Source organism: Pseudomonas sp. P1_F1_2 (genome assembly GCF_056405815.1).
The window spans coordinates 68,352-85,034 of the sequence record NZ_JBFUBK010000021.1; the positions used below are offsets into that span (position 1 = coordinate 68,352).

Consider the following 16,683-nt stretch of genomic DNA (forward strand, 5'->3'; position numbering starts at 1 on the left):
TCCCCGATGCGCTTCAACCTTTCCGAATGGGCGTTGCGTAATCGCCAGATCGTACTGTTTCTGATGCTTTTGCTGGCAATCGTCGGCGCACTGTCCTACACCAAACTCGGCCAAAGCGAAGACCCGCCTTTTACCTTCAAGGCGATGGTTATACGCACCAATTGGCCGGGGGCCACGGCCGAGGAAGTGTCGCGCCAGGTGACCGAGCGCATTGAGAAGAAGCTGATGGAAACCGGCGAGTACGAGCGCATCGTCTCGTTCTCGCGCCCGGGTGAGTCCCAAGTGACGTTTATCGCTCGCGATTCCATGCACTCGGTCGACATTCCCGAGCTCTGGTATCAGGTCCGCAAGAAGATCAGCGACATCCGTCACACCCTGCCGCCGGGCATTCAGGGGCCTTTTTTCAACGATGAATTCGGCACCACCTTCGGCAATATCTACGCCCTGACTGGCGACGGTTTTGACTATGCGGTGTTGAAGGATTACGCCGACCGTATCCAGATCCAGCTGCAACGGGTCAAGGACGTAGGCAAAGTCGAGTTGCTCGGGCTGCAGGACGAGAAGATCTGGATCGATCTCTCCAACGTCAAACTCGCCACCCTAGGCTTGCCGTTGGCCGCTGTGCAGCAAGCGTTGGAAGAGCAGAACGCAGTGTCGACGGCGGGGTTCTTCGAAACCACCAGTGAGCGCTTGCAGCTACGGGTCTCGGGGAATTTTCAGACAGTCGACGAGATCAAGAACTTCCCTATCCGCGTCGGTGATCGTACGTTCCGCATTTCCGATGTGGCGGACGTTCGCCGTGGCTTCAACGATCCTCCAGCGCCGCGCATGCGCTTCATGGCGGAAAACGCCATCGGTCTGGCCGTCGCGATGAAGGACGGCGGCGACATTCTGGTGCTGGGCAAGGCCCTGGAAGTCGAGTTCGACCGCGTCCAGAAAAACCTTCCGGCCGGCATGCAACTGCGCAAAGTATCGGATCAACCTGCCGCGGTGAAAACCGGGGTCGGCGAATTCGTTCAAGTGCTGGTCGAAGCGTTGGCGATTGTGTTGCTGGTGAGCTTTTTCTCACTCGGCGTGCGTACCGGCATGGTGGTGGCGCTGGCGATTCCGCTGGTGTTGGCGATGACTTTTGCTTGCATGTATTACCTGGGGATCGGCCTGCACAAGATTTCCCTTGGTGCGCTGGTGCTGGCGTTGGGTTTGCTGGTGGACGACGCGATCATCGCCGTGGAAATGATGGCGATCAAAATGGAGCAGGGCTTCGACCGCGTCAAAGCGGCCAGTTATGCCTGGACCAGCACCGCATTCCCGATGCTCACCGGTACGCTGATCACCGCCGCCGGGTTCCTGCCGATTGCCACTGCGCAGTCGGGCACCGGCGAATACACCCGCTCGATTTTCCAGGTGGTGACCATTGCGTTGCTGGCCTCGTGGGTGGCCGCCGTGGTGTTCGTGCCGTACCTGGGGGAAAAACTCCTGCCGGATCTGGCGAAAATTCACGCCGCCAAACATGGCACGGGTCAGCCTGACCCTTACGGCACGCCGTTCTATCAGCGGGTCAGACGTCTGGTGGAGTGGTGCGTGCACCGCCGCAAAACGGTGATCGTGCTGACGATCATGATGTTCGTTGCCTCTGTGGTGTTGTTCCGCTTCGTGCCGCAGCAATTCTTCCCGGCGTCGGGTCGACTGGAGCTGATGGTCGATTTGAAACTGGCCGAAGGCGCGTCCCTGAGCAACACCGCCGACGAAGTCAAACGTCTTGAAGGCTTGTTGAAAGATCACGCCGGTATCGATAATTACGTGGCTTACGTCGGCACCGGTTCACCGCGTTTTTACCTGCCGCTGGATCAACAACTGCCTGCGGCGAGCTTCGCGCAGTTTGTGGTTCTGGCCAAGACCATTGAGGAGCGTGAGACCCTGCGCACCTGGTTGATCGAAACCCTCAACGAACAATTTCCGGCCCTGCGTTCACGGGTCACGCGTCTTGAGAACGGGCCGCCTGTTGGTTATCCAGTGCAGTTCCGGGTGACCGGTGAGCACATCGAAGAAGTTCGCGCACTGGCCCGTAAAGTGGCGGCCAAGGTTCGCGAGAATCCGCACGTGGTCAACGTGCACCTGGACTGGGAGGAGCCCAGCAAAGTGGTGTACCTGAACGTCGATCAAGACCGCGCCCGAGCGCTTGGCGTGAGCACGGCGAACTTGTCGAAATTCCTGCAAAGTTCACTGACCGGCTCCAGTGTCAGCCAGTACCGCGAAGACAACGAGTTGATCGAGATTCTGCTGCGCGGCACCCTGCACGAGCGCACCGAGCTGTCGTTGCTGCCGAGCCTGGCGGTGCCGACCGACAACGGCCGCAGCGTTGCGCTGTCGCAGATCGCGACGCTGGAATATGGCTTCGAAGAAGGCATCATCTGGCACCGCAATCGCCTGCCTAACGTGACGGTTCGCGCCGACATTTATGGCAAGGAACAACCGGCCACACTGGTGCAGCAGATCATGCCGACGCTTGATCCGATACGCGCCGAATTGCCGGACGGTTACTTGCTGGACGTGGGCGGCACCGTAGAGGACTCTGCCCGCGGACAGAACTCGGTGAAGGCCGGCGTGCCGCTGTTCATCGTCGTGGTGCTGACGTTGCTGATGCTGCAACTGCGCAGTTTCTCACGCACGGTAATGGTGTTTCTGACCGCGCCGTTGGGGCTGATCGGCGTGACGCTGTTCCTGATGGTGTTCCGTCAGCCGTTCGGTTTTGTCGCCATGCTCGGGACCATCGCGTTGTCCGGGATGATCATGCGCAACTCGGTGATTCTGGTCGACCAGATCGAGCAGGACATCGCGGCAGGCCTCAAGCCCTGGCAAGCGATTATCGAGGCGACCGTGCGCCGCTTCCGCCCGATTGTGTTGACCGCGCTCGCGGCGGTGCTGGCCATGATCCCGTTGTCACGCAGTGTATTCTTCGGGCCGATGGCGGTGGCGATCATGGGGGGACTGATCGTGGCGACGGCATTGACGCTGTTGTTCCTGCCGGCGCTGTATGCGGCGTGGTTCAGGGTTAAGAAAGAACCGGTCTGACTTCCTACGTGTATTTCAGATCCCTCTGATATTGAGTCAGAGGGGGCTGAATGCTGTACTCGAATCTCGATTTCACGAGTTTTTGAGACAGTCGTCATGAAAAAACCACCTGTTGTGGCGGGGAGGACCGATCCGGTATTCGACCTGTTGATGACCTCGCCCCACAAGGAACGCCTCTCGGACTACCTGGCCCTGCTCAAGCCGCTGGATGACCAGGGGCGCTATCTTCCATTCGATGAATTGCGTTACCGCTGGGCACCAGGACTGGATTCCAGGTTGTGCTGGGCTTTGGTCAAAAAAGCCCGCACGGCTCAGTATTCCAGCCTTCTACCTTTGGGCGAGCCGGTCCAGTGGGGCAACTTCCTGCTGACACCGCTGGCGCAGAAGGCTATTTCAGCCGTCGATCGGCAAGCCACAACCGCTGCGTTGGAATACATGACCAGCCAGATTGGTGAGCGCGCACATTTCAGTTATCTGCTCAATGATCTGATCGAAGACGAGGCCATCAGCAGCAGCCAGCTCGAAGGCGCGGCAACGACCACTCGGGTGGCCAAGGATATGCTCAAGCGTCATCGCCAGCCGCGAACGCCAGATGAGCGAATGGTCATTGGCAATTACCAAATGATGACATTTGCTTGGGAGCAGCGTTATGAGCCTCTGAGTGTTGAGCTCATCACCGCGATGCATCGTGTTGGTGTCGAGGGCATCGACGACGTGCAGTACTCGCCGGGAGAATTGCGAGGCAACGATGATGTGGTGGTACAGGACGGCGAGGGCAACACCGTGCATACCCCGCCGCCCGCAGCGGGGCTGGTGGCACGGTTACAGGTGCTGTCGAAATGGATCAATCAACCCCACAACGATCCCAACCGTGCGGACTATCTTCATCCGCTGATCAAAGGCATCGCGCTGCATTTTGCTTTGGGTTATGAGCATCCCTTTCGCGATGGCAACGGGCGTGTCGCGCGGGCGCTGTTTTACTGGTTCATGTTCAAGAATGACTTTTCGGCCTTTCGATACATTGCGATCAGCATTTTGCTACGCAACGCGCCGGTGAAATACGGACGCTCGTATTTGAATACCGAGGCCGATGAACTGGACCTGACCTACTTCATCGATTTCCAGTGTTCGGTGATCCTTCGGGCGGTCAGTGGTTTTACCAGCGCCTATCGCAACAGTCTGGCTTACACCGAACGCTTTGATCGCTGGTTGATGGCATCCGGTTTTTTCAACCTGCTCACCCAAAAGCAGCGTGCCGTCTATCAAGTGGCCAAGAGCGGCATGGCCAAGGAATTTACGGCGGTCAATGTGAAGGAGAACCTGGACTGTTCTTACAACACTGCTTCGGCGACCTTGAACGGGTTGGTTGATCTGAAGGTGTTTGAGAAGCGCAAGATGGGGCGTGAGTGGGTGTTCTTTTTACGGCCCGCCCCCGTCACCTCATCCGTCATGGAAGCCATTTAAGTAAAAAGCCCGCTGAACCTGAAAGGACAGCGGGCTCTTTCTTGTGTGGCATTCGCTAAACGTTACAGCGTGCCAAACACCTTCTTCGCCAGACTGGTCGCCGCCGCTGCCGGGTTCTGGCGGATGGTTTCTTCCTGTTTGCCGATCATCTCGAACAAGCCGTTCAGCGCCTGCTCGGTGACGTAGTTTTCAACGTTGGCGTTCTTCGCATCCAGCACGCCCATGGTCGCCGCCTGACCGGCGAAGGTGTTGTACTGTTTGGCCAGGCCAACCTGGTCGGTGGCTTGCTTGACGATGGGCAGGAACCTGGCGCGGATCTGCTCGCGACTGGTTTTGTTCAGGTATTGAGTGGCGGAGTCGTTGCCGCCGCTGAGGATGCCCTTGGCATCTTCCACGCTCATCTTCTTCACCGCGTCCACGAGGATCGGCTGGGCCTGGGTCACGGCGGTTTCAGCCGCTTTGTTCATGCTGGCTTCCAGTTCGTCGACCTGATCGCCCATACCGAACTGCTTCATCTTGCTGGCGACCTTGCCGAGTTTGCCCGGCAGTCCGATTTTCACGTCCGGGTTGTTGCTGAAACCACCCGGTGTGCCGAGCTGTTTCACGGCCAGTTGCGCGCCTTGGGTCAGGGCATCCTTGAGGCCGCCGGTGGCGTCTTTTTGCGACAGGTCGCTGAACGAGAGCGCCAGTGCGCTGGCAGAGATCATCAGGCCTGCGCAGAGGCCGGCGAAGCGAAGGGTAGGGCGGAACATGGCAGCTTCCTTGTTCGGATTGAGGAGGAACGGATGTTGACAGCCGTTTCGCCGGTTTATTGTGGGCGCGAAGGTTATCAGGCTTTGCTGAAGGGTTTTAATACAACAGAGCCGGGATAGACTTCGATTGCATTGCGGTATTCATTTTCAGTCGCCGTCAGGGTGTAGCGTTTACCGGGCACAACAGTGTCCGGATCGTACTCCAGATAAAACGCCTCTGCCATTTCTTCACTGATATGCACTTGAGTCAGTTGCACCGTCGCATTGTCGTGCTCATGGGCAACAATGGTCACCGCGTGTTCGGGTTCCACCGCTTGAGGTTCTTGCGCCTGGATGTAGAGGCGACCGATCGGACTCAGGTGCAGTGTTTGGCGGTGTGGCGTGCGGTGAACAATGATGAAGTGGTCCAGGTCGATCAGGAGTGGCACACCGTTGTGGGTCATGCTGACACTCACGCGGTATTTGACGCTGACGTCGGAAAAACTGTGTGCAAATGAAAAGTTCCAGCGGCCGCTGTACAGCATCGGTTTACGGGATTGCGCCACTTTGATGGGGGACTGAGTGTTTGCCGTATGAACGCTTATATAAGTCTCGGCCTCACCACTGGTGGGAGGCATAAAGTCGTCAGGCAAACTAAATATCAGGGTGATGTAGTGGGTGGGGTTATCTAATGAGTTCATCGCGATATCCATATCGTGGTGGGTTATTTGGAGTGATCTATTAATCCATAATCGGACAACTAAAAGAACGTCCCTGTTCTTATAGTTGTTGTCAGGAAGTTACTGTTGACCCAACTAAGCCTGATCCGCCGCATCTTCACTGCGGTGCAACGCAACCTGACGGATCGACAATCGAATCTCCGCCGGCAACACCCGTTTGGCCGCGCCTTCGGCCAGTTCGCCGAGCAATTCGTGATAGCTCAACTTGCCAGCTTCGTCGCGCTTGAGCACCTCCAGATCAAGCATCGTCTGGATGAAGTGACGGAACAGGCTCTTGTCGAAGAACTCGGGGGCGTTCAGGCCATGGAGGATCGAAAGGCGCTGGGCCATGACTGTGCACAGGTCTTCGAGTTCTTCGGCGCTGATGCTGTTCTGGCCGCTGTTGAGCAGCAGGGACACGGTCATATAGAAGCGCTGCAAGGTCTGGGCGATGCTCTTCGACAGCAAGGTCAGCAGCACGAAATGCCGTGAGCTTGGTGCGGGGCGCAGGTAGACATCGTTTTCGAAACGCAGCAGGCCTTGTTCAACGAACGCTTCCAGCCATTGGTCGATCACCGCGTCTAGTTCATCCATGGACCAGCGAATGAACAGTTCCGATTGCAGGTACGGATACAGTGCGCGGGTGTAACGCAGGATCTGCTCGCGGTTCATGCGCGACGCGCTCTGGAAGAAACTCGCGAGCAGTGCCGGCAACGCAAAAATGTGCAGCACGTTGTTGCGGTAGTAGGTCATCAGGACGGCGTTCTGCTCGTCCAGATACAGAATCTTGCCCAGGGCATCGCTCTGCTCGGACAGCAAGTCCATGTCCTTCACGTGTTCGATCAGTGCGCGACCATCGCCTTCCGGCAGTGTGGTGTGCGGCGAGTAGGGAACCTTGCGCAACAGTGCGAGGTACAGGTCCAGCACTCGCGCCATGGCGCGATCATCCAGCGCCAATCGGCTGGTGGACAGCAACGCCAGGGCCACCAGGTTCACGGGATTGATCGCTGCGGCTTCGTTCAGATGCTGCGCAACTTTCTCGCCCAAACGGTTGGTGGTTTCGTTGAGCCAGGCCGGTTTGAATTGCGGGCCGAGCTCCTGTTGGCGCCAGTCCGGCTGTTCGCTGTCGAGGAATTCCGCCAGTTTGATCGGCTCGCCGAAGTTCACCGCCACTTGGCCGAAGCGCTGCTTGAGCGCGCCGATGACTTTGAAAATATCGAAAATCGACTCTTTCTTCTTGGTCGCACCACGCAGTTCGCCGAGGTAGGTCCGGCCTTCCAATACGCGCTCGTAACCGATGTACACCGGCACAAACACGATGGGCATGCGCGACGAACGCAGGAAGCTGCGCAGGGTAATCGCCAGCATCCCGGTTTTCGGTTGCAGCATGCGCCCGGTTCGCGAACGGCCGCCCTCGACGAAGTACTCGACCGGGAAGCCTTTGATAAACAAGGTGTGCAGGTATTCGTTGAACACCGAGGTGTACAGCGGGTTGCCTTTGAAAGTACGGCGCATGAAGAACGCACCGCCGCGACGCAGTAGGCCGCCGATCCCCGGCATGTTGAGGTTGATCCCGGCAGCGATGTGCGGCGGGGTCAGGCCATTGCGGAACAGCAGATAGGACAGCAGCAGGTAGTCGATGTGGCTGCGGTGGCAGGGTACGTAGATCACTTCGTAACCCGGGGCGACTTTTTGCACGCCTTCGATGTTGTTGACCTTGATGCCGTCGTAGATCTTGTTCCAGAACCAGCTCAGCACCACTTCCATGAAGCGGATTGCGGTGTAGGTGTAGTCCGAGGCGATTTCGTTGCCGTAACGCAAGGCCTGGGCCTTGGCTTTCTCCGGGGAGATGTTCTCGCGCTCGGCTTCATCGAGGATCGCTTGCTTGACCAGTGGCTGGTTGAGCAAACCTTTGACCAAATTGCGTCGGTGCGAAATGTCCGGGCCGATGACGGCGGCTTTGAGATTGCGGAAGTGCACCCGCAGGATCCGCTGGGCCATGCGCACGGTGCGCTCGTGGCCCTTGTTGTGATCGATCAGCTCGCGCAGGTGAATCGGCGCAGAGAATTGCACACGCGTCTTGCGCCCCAGCACGATGATGCTCAGCAAGCGGCGCAGGCGACCGGTGACGGCCCAACTGTCGGCGAAGAGCAATTTCCACGGGCTCGATTCGCTGTCCGGCGACTGACCCCAGAACACGCTGACCGGAATGATCTGCGCGTCTTCGGCGCCATTCTGGCTCAGGGCGCTGACCAGGCGGGTCAGGGTTGGCGGCGCGCCGCGTTTGTCCTGTCGACCGAGCCAGTCGGGCTCTGGCGTCAGGTAAAAGAACGCGGCGGGTTCCAGCAGGTTACCTACTGAAACCGGCAATACCGGGCGGGGCAGGCCAGCCTTGCTGCATTCGGTGTCGACCACGGCGAGGTCGGTCAGCGAAGGGTTTTGCAGGACGTAGAACACCGGACGACTGCGGTCGAGGTTGAGGGTGAACGACGACTGGTTGATCGTCTCCGAGCGAACCCAGAGGTACAACAGTCGACGCAGGGTGCCAAACACAAGACGGCGGAACGGGGAGCGGGTCATACGGCTTCTGCGTGAGTGAGTAAAACCGAGCGTTTGCTCGGGAGGGCGACAGTGTGCCGGATTCGTCGAAAATCGGCAAAAAAGCGCCTAAGTAAAGTTGAGTTGAGAGTTTCGCTGCCTGTCATATACTCGGCCGTCTGCCGTCGAAGCCCTTGCTGGGACGTCGCGCGCAGATTGACGTTCCTGAAGGCTTTCCTGCGAAAAGCCCGATCAATAATAAAAAGGGAGTATGAACAAATGGCAACACGCGAAACCGGCAACGTGAAGTGGTTCAACGACGCCAAGGGCTACGGCTTTATTCAACGCGAGGACGGGGTGGACGTGTTCGTGCACTACCGCGCGATTCGTGGCGAAGGGCACCGTTCGCTGGCTGAAGGTCAGCAGGTTGAATATGCCGTGGTGACCGGCGAGAAGGGTTTGCAGGCTGAGGATGTGGTGGGGCTGTAACTCGCACTCTTTGGATCACCAAAAAACACTGTGGGAGCGGGCTTCCCCGCGAAAGCGGTTTGTCAGTCACATCTATTCTGGATGTGCCGCCGCCTTCGCGGGCAAGCCCGCTCCCACAGGTTATGCGTGTCGTTGTTAAGCGGTTTTCCAGGTGATTTCTTCTTCACCATCAGCGCTGATGCGCATCCAGCGATCCGCTGTCTCTTCGCCTTCTTCCTCGACCCACGTCCCCGGCGCGCAACGTACTTCCACGTTCAGCGCGGCAAAGGCTGCGCGGGCGCAGGCGATGTCGTCTTCCCACGGGGTCTGGTCGCTGTCCAGAAACAGGCTGTTCCACTTGCCCACGGCTTTGGGCAGCCAGGTGACGGGCACGTTGCCGGCCTTGCACTTGTAGGTCTGGCCTTTCTGGACCCAGTCGGTGCACGGGCCTAAAGCCGCGCCGAGCCAGGCCGAAATGGCTTTGTGGTCAACGTCGGCGTCTTTCAGGTAAATCTCGATATCGGGTTGGCGCATGGATGTCCTCACTGCGGGTCTGAAAAATCCATTCGCGGATTTAGCCGGCCTCAAGCCGTTGCTCAAGACCAAAAATTATTGAAGTACGAAATAATCGTAGCGCATCGACACGGTGACCTCGAACGGCTCGACCTGCTCGATCACCGCTGTGCGGCGTTCGGCACTGGCGCGCCAACCGTGAGGGGTCATCGCCAACAGGTTGGCGCGATCCTGACCACTTTCCAGGGTCAGTTTGAATTCAAGGGTTTCGCTGTGTTGCAGCGCCATGCCTTCCGGCACCAGGGCCAGATGCTTGTCATCGGTGTACTCACGGACTTCGTCGTACAGCCGTTCGCGCAACTCCATCAGGTGACCGCTGGTCGGCCCGACTTTCATCAAACCGCCACCGGGGCTGAGCAGGCGTTTGGCTTCTTCCCAGTCCAGAGGGCTGAAGACGCTCGCCAGAAACTGGCAACTGCCCGAGGCCAATGGCACCCGTGCCATGCTGGCGATCAACCAGGTCAGCTGCGGGTTACGCTTGCACGCTCGTTTGACCGCTTCGCGAGAGATATCCAGCGCGTAACCGTCGGCGTTCGGTAAAGCCTCGGCGATTTGCGCGGTGTAGTAACCCTCGCCACAGCCGATGTCCAGCCAGCGCTGCGGTGCATAGCCGGCTGCCAGTTCCGCCAGGCGCTTGGCCACCGGCGCGTAATGGCCGGCGTTCAAGAAGTCGCGGCGGGCTTCAACCATGGCCAGGTTATCCCCAGGGTCGCGGCTGTTTTTATGCTGCACTGGCAACAGGTTCAGGTAACCCTGTCGCGCGCGGTCGAAACGATGCCCGGCGGGGCAGGCCACGCCGTTGTCCACCGCATTCAGCGGTTCACTGCATATCGGGCACGCGAGCATCAGGCGAGCAACTTGATCAGGGTCTGGTAGTAGATCTCGGTCAACACATCGAGGTCAGCTGCCAGTACGCGTTCGTTGACCTGGTGGATGGTCGCGTTGACCGGGCCCAGTTCAACCACTTGCGTGCCCATCGTCGCAATGAAACGACCGTCAGAGGTGCCGCCACTGGTGGAAGCCTTGGTTTCGCGACCGGTGATGTCCTTGATGCTCGACGCCACGGCATCCAGCAACGCACCCGGTTCGGTGAGGAACGGCAGGCCGGACAACGCCCAGTCGATGTGCCAGTCCAGGCCATGCTTGTCGAGAATGTCGGCCACGCGCTTTTGCAGGCCTTCGACGGTGGACTCGGTGGAGAAGCGGAAGTTGAACACCGCCACCAGATCACCCGGGATGACGTTGGTCGCGCCGGTGCCGGAATTGACGTTGGAGATCTGGAAGCTAGTCGGCGGGAAGAAATCGTTGCCGTGGTCCCAGTGCTCGGCGGCCAGTTCGGCCAGGGCAGGGGCGGCGAGGTGGATCGGGTTCTTCGCCAGGTGCGGATAGGCCACGTGACCTTGCACACCGCGCACGGTCAATTTGGCGCCGAGGGAACCGCGACGACCGTTCTTGACCACATCGCCCACCAGGGTGGTGCTCGACGGCTCGCCAACGATGCACCAGTCCAGACGTTCCTTGCGCGCCGCGAGGCGTTCAATCACTGCCTTGGTGCCGTGGTGCGCCGGGCCTTCTTCGTCACTGGTGATCAGGAATGCGACCTTGCCCTTGTGATCCGGGTAGTCGGCGACAAAACGCTCGGCGGCCACGGTCATCGAGGCCAGGCTGCCTTTCATGTCAGCTGCGCCACGGCCACAGAGCATGCCGTGTTCGTCGATCAGCGCGTTGAACGGGTCGATCTGCCAGGCGGTCACCGGGCCGGTCGGGACCACGTCGGTGTGACCGGCGAAGCACAGCACCGGGCCGTCGTGTTTGCCGTGGGTCGCCCAGAAGTTATCCACATCTTCGATGCGCATCGGTTCCAGCATGAAACCGGCATCGCCCAGGCGCTGCATCATCTGCTTCTGGCAATCGGCGTCGACCGGCGTCACGGACGGGCGGCGGATCAGGTCGATGGCGAGTTGAAGGGTCGGCGAAAGGTCGGCGTGGGCCGTCATGGAAAACTCCGGAAGCTAATTGTGTAGGAGCAAAGCTTGCTCGCGATGAACGATGATGAGGTCTTTCTGTTACACCGAGTCGCATCAATCGCGAGCAAGCTTTGCTCCTACAGGAATTGGTGCTGGGCGCGCAAAATGGCGGTTATCTTAAAGCAAAACGGCGACCATTGGCCGCCGTTTAGTGCATCTGTACAGTTTTAGACGGCTGGCGCCGGCTCAGGCTCGGCGGCCGGTTTGGGCAGCGAAGACAAGAACGCCATGATCAGCGCCGCCAGGTACGGCAGCGACTGCACCAGCAACATGGTCACCCAGAAGCGCATGTCCTTGCTCGGCAAGCCGTTCACCAGGAAGATCCCCAGTGCCGCGCCCCACAACAGCAGCATGATGAACACCTCTTCACGCGCCTCCGAAATCGCCACCCAGAAGCCGTGGTTGTCGGCGTTTTTCGGGGTGCGGAAGAACGGAATGCTGCTGGTGAAGAAGCCGTACAGCACCGCTTTGGCGATGGTGTGCGACAACGCCAGCCCGGCCAGAGCCGCGCAGAACGCATCTTTCAAGTTCACGCCGACGGCGCGGCGATACAGGAAGATGATCTTGCCGACCTTGAACACGAACAACGCCAATGGCGGGATCGCGAAAATCAGCAACGGTGGATCGACCCGTTGCGGCACGATGATCATCGCCGCCGACCACAACAGGGCGCCCACGGTGAAGAAGATGTTCATGCCGTCCGCGACCCACGGCAACCAGCCCGCGAGGAAGTGGTAACGCTGGCCACGGGTCAGTTCGGTGTCCTTGCCGCGCAGCAGGCTGGCGGTGTGACGCTTGATGATCTGAATCGCCCCGTAGGCCCAGCGGAAACGCTGTTTCTTGAAGTCGATAAAGGTATCGGGCATCAGGCCTTTGCCGTAGCTGGTGTGGTAATACGCCGCCGACAGGCCTTTTTCGAAGACACGCAGACCCAACTCGGCGTCTTCACAGATGCACCAATCGGCCCAGCCGAGCTCTTCGAGCACCGAGCGCCGGGTCATGGTCATGGTGCCGTGCTGGATGATCGCGTCACGGTCGTTACGGGTGACCATGCCGATGTGGAAGAAGCCTTTGTATTCCGCGTAGCAAAGCTTCTTGAAGGTGCTTTCGTTCTGGTCGCGGTAATCCTGCGGCGACTGCACCACGGCGATTTTCGGATCGGCGAAGTGCGGCACCATGTGCTTGAGCCAGTTTGGGTCGACGCAGTAGTCCGAGTCGATCACCGCAATCACTTCGGCATCCTTGGCGGTGTGCGGGATCAGGTAATTCAGTGCACCACCCTTGAAGCCGGCCAGCGGTGCAACGTGGAAGAACTTGAAGCGCGGGCCGAGGGTTTCGCAATAATCGCGCACCGGTTCCCAGACCGCCGGATCCTTGGTGTTGTTGTCGATGATCAGGACTTCGAAGTCCGGATAGTCGAGGTTGGCCAGGGCATTGAGGGTCTGTTTGACCATCTCCGGCGGCTCGTTGTAGCAAGGGACGTGGATCGAGACTTTTGGTCTGTAGTCCGAATCGCCCACCACTGGCAGGAATTCACGACGACGCTTGTGAGTCCAGACTGCTTCGGCCAGTTCATGCGCCTCGGTCAGCAGAACGATAAAGACCCCGAGCGCGCCGAGTGCCAGGAGGAAACCGACCGTCAGGCTGAACCAAGTGCTGTATTGCTGACTGTAGTCGTAACCGATCCAGACCAGAACCGAACCGCAAAGGAACGCGATAAAGGTCAGGAACGTGCGGCCACGTTGGCGCAGGGCCGAGCCGTCGATCATCAGCAAGGTCAAGGACAGCAAGGCCAGCACGGCCGAGCCGATTGCCAGCACGCGCCATTGCGGGATCGCGACCACGGGGCCTTCGAAGTTGAACTTCTGCTGGCGCGCGGCGTTGAACACGCCCCAATACGCGCCCACCGAACCTTCGTCGCTGGCCTTCCACGGCTGGTCAAACGCTTCGATCACGAAGTAGTTGAAACCCTGGCGATTGAGTTTGTTGACCAAGGTACGCAGGTAGATCGCCTGATCCGCCGGGCTCGCATCGGTGCCGCCACGCATGCGGCCGTTGCTCGGCCAGCCAACCTCCGAGAGCAGCAGCGGTTTTTTCGGGAACATCTTTTTCAGGTCGCGGGCGCGGTCGAGGACGAACTGACCGGCCTTGTCCACCGGGATAAATTCCCAGTAAGGCAATACGTGGGCGGCGATCAGGTCGACGTGCTTGGCCAGTTCCGGGTGCTCTTCCCAGACGTGCCATTGCTCGGACGTGGTCACCGGCACTTTCACGGCGGCGCGCACGCGATCGAGGATCACGCTCAGTTCCGCAGCGGTAATTTCCTTACGGAAGATCGCCTCGTTGCCTACAACCACGCGAACCACGCTGCGCGAGGTGTTGGCGATTTCGATGGCGCGGGTGATCTCGCGCTCGTTGCGTTCCTGGTCCGGGCTAATCCAGATCCCCAGGGTCACGCGCAGGCCGAATTCTTCTGCGAGCTTGGGAATGTCTTCCAGGGTGCCGTCGACCGAGTAAGTACGGATGTTGTCCGTCAGCTTGCTCATGATCTCCAGGTCGCGACGCATTTGATCGTCGGTCGGGTACTGCTCTTTCTGTGGGTACTGGCCTTGCTGGAACGGCGAGTACGAGAAGCCGGAGATCTGTTCAGGCCAGTTGGGGGCGGTAACCGGGCGGTTGATCAGCGCCCAGAAGCCGGTAAACAAGGCTGCGATGGCGAGCACCACGACCAGGTTGAGTCCAAATTTGCGGGATGACATAGCTATTTCAGGTTCCAAAGACTGTGGAACGGAGGAACGGTTGGCGGTCGCCAAGGGGCGCGCATCCTACACCGGGCATTCTCTTTTCGTACAGCGGACAGGGAATTGCCGGACATTGGGCAATTTGCTTTCACATAAGTTCTTACACTTGTAGATTGAAATTCAGAACTTGGCGCAGCGAAGCCCTATAATGCGCGCCGGTTTTTGGGGTAATGGTCATGAGTACAGAAGATCCGCGGTTTGCCGGCATCGCCCGTTTGTATGGCATCGAAGGCCTGGCGCGCCTGCGCGCGGCGCATGTGGCGATTGTCGGCGTCGGTGGCGTCGGTTCCTGGGCGGCGGAAGCTGTCGCCCGGTGTGGGGTGGGCGAGATTTCGCTGTTCGACCTGGACGACGTCTGCGTCAGCAACGTCAATCGCCAGTTGCACGCGCTGGACAGCACGGTCGGCAAACCCAAGGTTGAGGTGATGGCCGAGCGTCTGCGCGGGATCAACCCGGACTGCACGGTGCACGCCGTGGCGGATTTCGTCACCCGCGAGACCATGGCCGAGTACATCACGCCGAACATCGACTGCGTGATCGATTGCATCGACAGCGTTAACGCCAAGGCAGCGCTGATTGCCTGGTGCAAGCGCCGCAAGATCCAGATCATCACCACTGGCGGGGCAGGTGGGCAGATTGATCCGACGTTGATTCAGGTGTGCGATTTGAACCGTACGTTCAACGATCCGCTGGCGTCGAAAGTGCGTTCCACCTTGCGCCGCGATTATGGCTTCTCCCGCACCGTGACCCGTCATTACAGCGTGCCGTGTGTGTTCTCCACCGAGCAACTGCGCTACCCGAAACCGGATGGCAGCATTTGTCTGCAGAAGAGTTTTGTCGGTGATGGCGTGAAGCTGGACTGTGCCGGCGGGTTTGGTGCGGTGATGATGGTGACGGCGACGTTTGGCATGGTCGCGGCGACCAAGGCTGTGGATAAGATTGTGGCGGGGGTTCGGCGGCCTTCGGACCGCATCAAACCTACGGCGTAGTAACAACCGTARGAGCAAAGCTTGCTCGCGATGCAGGCGACGCGGTCCTTCAGGTAGATCGCGTTGATGTCATCGCGAGCAAGCTTTGCTCCTACGGGAGTGAGGCCAACTCATTCATCCGCTGAAGCACGGCGTTGAGGCCATTACTGCGCGAAGGTGAAAGCTGCCGCGAAAGCCCGAGTTGATTGAACCAGTCCGGCAAATCCACCTGCCGTAAATCGGCCGCCGACAATCCGTTGACCCGCGCCAGCAGCAACGCCACCAACCCGCGAATCAACCGGGCATCGCTGCTCGCCGCGAACTGCCAGTGACCGTCATTCAGTGAACCCACCAGCCACACCTGGCTTTCACAGCCATGCACCCGGTTGGTATCCACCTTATCCACATCGCTCAGCGCCGGCAGGCGGTCGCCCCATTGCATCAACAGGCGCGCCCGTTGTTCCCAGCCGGCAGCGTTCTGGAACGTGTCCAGCGCCGTCACAGCCTCGGCAGGCAAGTTCATCGCAGCAACTCCAGCGCCTGATCCAGCGCTTCAAAGAACCGCTCCAGGTCTTCGGAATCGTTGTACAGCGCCAGCGACACCCGGATCGCCCCGGCCAACTCGAAGCTCTTGAGCAGCGGCATGGCGCAGTGATGACCCGCACGCACGGCAATCCCCTGTTCGGTCAGCAAATGCGCCAGATCCGAGTTATGCACACCCTCGACGACAAAACTGGCCAGCGCCAATTGCGGTTTGCCCAGCAGGCGAATGCCGTTTCGGGCTTCAAGTCCTTTTAGCAAATAGTCATGCAACGCCGTTTCGTGGGCGTTAACGGCGTCCTGATCGAGCCCGGCGAGGTAGTCCAGCGTCGCGCCCAGACCAATCACACTGGCAATCGGCGGCGTTCCCGCCTCGAAACCCAGTGGGGCAGGGCGAAAGCGTGCGCCATGGTAATCCGCGTCCAGCACCATTTCGCCGCCGAACTGCCAATGACGCAGATGCTTGAGCGCCTCGTTGCGCCCGAACAGCACGCCCAGGCCATCGGGGCCATAGAGCTTGTGGCTGGAAAACACATAGAAGTCGCAACCCAGTGCTTGCACGTCATGCCGACCATGCACCACGCCTTGAGCGCCATCGACCACGGTCAACGCGTCGTGTGCCTTGGCCATCGCCAATAGGGCGGGCAACGGCTGCCAGGCGCCGAGCACGTTAGACAACTGACTGACGGCCAGCAAACGGGTTTGCGGACCGATCAGGCGTGCGGCGGCCTCAAGGTCGATCAAACCGTCGGCATCCAGCGGCAGGATCACCAGTTTCAGCT

At 59.4% G+C, this 16,683-nt stretch carries 13 protein-coding genes; 4 read left to right on the plus strand and 9 right to left on the minus strand.

The genetic code is table 11. The features are described from left to right. The first annotated feature begins 6 nt into the window (after positions 1–6). The gene (locus AC1D2P_RS08910) at positions 7–3,072 is read left to right on the plus strand and encodes an efflux RND transporter permease subunit (RefSeq protein WP_477757762.1); all 3,066 of its coding nucleotides are present in this window, start codon (positions 7–9) and stop codon (positions 3,070–3,072) included. A gap of 96 nt (positions 3,073–3,168) precedes the next feature. Next, entirely contained in the window at positions 3,169–4,536 is a 1,368-nt protein-coding gene (locus AC1D2P_RS08915; protein WP_109786020.1) for a Fic family protein, read from the plus strand. A gap of 62 nt (positions 4,537–4,598) precedes the next feature. On the opposite strand, the gene AC1D2P_RS08920 is transcribed toward AC1D2P_RS08915, so the two are convergent. From AC1D2P_RS08920 to plsB, 3 genes are all read right to left on the minus strand, one after another. Then, the gene (locus AC1D2P_RS08920) at positions 4,599–5,288 is read right to left on the minus strand and encodes a DUF4197 domain-containing protein (RefSeq protein ID WP_077430797.1); all 690 of its coding nucleotides are present in this window, start codon (positions 5,286–5,288) and stop codon (positions 4,599–4,601) included. 77 nt (positions 5,289–5,365) lie between these two features. Further along, positions 5,366–5,968 carry a hypothetical protein gene (locus AC1D2P_RS08925; protein WP_223523845.1) on the minus strand — a complete coding sequence of 201 codons (603 nt, stop codon included), beginning with the start codon at positions 5,966–5,968 and terminating at the stop codon, positions 5,366–5,368. A 114-nt stretch (positions 5,969–6,082) separates the two neighbouring features. After that, a complete protein-coding gene (gene plsB / locus AC1D2P_RS08930) occupies positions 6,083–8,566 on the minus strand; it encodes a glycerol-3-phosphate 1-O-acyltransferase PlsB (RefSeq protein ID WP_477757763.1) in 2,484 nt (827 codons plus the stop codon). 237 nt (positions 8,567–8,803) lie between these two features. Between plsB and AC1D2P_RS08935 the strand changes: the two genes are divergently transcribed. Continuing rightward, on the plus strand, positions 8,804–9,013 hold the full coding sequence (locus AC1D2P_RS08935; RefSeq protein WP_010462862.1) for a cold-shock protein: 210 nt from the start codon (positions 8,804–8,806) through the stop codon (positions 9,011–9,013). A 135-nt stretch (positions 9,014–9,148) separates the two neighbouring features. Here the strand turns inward: AC1D2P_RS08935 and AC1D2P_RS08940 are convergent, their stop codons facing one another. The 4 genes from AC1D2P_RS08940 to AC1D2P_RS08955 form a co-directional block, all read right to left on the minus strand. Next, on the minus strand, positions 9,149–9,526 hold the full coding sequence (locus AC1D2P_RS08940) for a hypothetical protein (RefSeq protein WP_046029164.1): 378 nt from the start codon (positions 9,524–9,526) through the stop codon (positions 9,149–9,151). Positions 9,527–9,601: 75 nt separating this feature from the next. Next, positions 9,602–10,411 carry a putative RNA methyltransferase gene (locus tag AC1D2P_RS08945; protein ID WP_046029165.1) on the minus strand — a complete coding sequence of 270 codons (810 nt, stop codon included), beginning with the start codon at positions 10,409–10,411 and terminating at the stop codon, positions 9,602–9,604. Further along, a complete protein-coding gene (dapE, locus tag AC1D2P_RS08950) occupies positions 10,411–11,562 on the minus strand; it encodes a succinyl-diaminopimelate desuccinylase (protein WP_077430794.1) in 1,152 nt (383 codons plus the stop codon). Before dapE ends, AC1D2P_RS08945 begins: the two co-directional genes overlap by 1 nt. A gap of 197 nt (positions 11,563–11,759) precedes the next feature. Beyond that, positions 11,760–14,351 carry a glycosyltransferase gene (locus AC1D2P_RS08955; protein WP_477757764.1) on the minus strand — a complete coding sequence of 864 codons (2,592 nt, stop codon included), beginning with the start codon at positions 14,349–14,351 and terminating at the stop codon, positions 11,760–11,762. Positions 14,352–14,563: 212 nt separating this feature from the next. Here AC1D2P_RS08955 and tcdA point away from each other — a divergent pair, with 212 nt between their 5' ends. Next, the gene (gene tcdA / locus AC1D2P_RS08960; protein WP_477757765.1) at positions 14,564–15,382 is read left to right on the plus strand and encodes a tRNA cyclic N6-threonylcarbamoyladenosine(37) synthase TcdA; all 819 of its coding nucleotides are present in this window, start codon (positions 14,564–14,566) and stop codon (positions 15,380–15,382) included. Positions 15,383–15,473: 91 nt separating this feature from the next. On the opposite strand, the gene AC1D2P_RS08965 is transcribed toward tcdA, so the two are convergent. Then, positions 15,474–15,884, minus strand: coding sequence for a SufE family protein (locus AC1D2P_RS08965; protein WP_109786016.1), 411 nt, complete (start codon positions 15,882–15,884; stop codon positions 15,474–15,476). Then, positions 15,881–16,683, minus strand: an 803-nt coding sequence (locus tag AC1D2P_RS08970) for an aminotransferase class V-fold PLP-dependent enzyme (RefSeq protein ID WP_477811397.1), incomplete at its 5' end; no start/stop codon positions are given. The genes AC1D2P_RS08965 and AC1D2P_RS08970, both read right to left, overlap by 4 nt.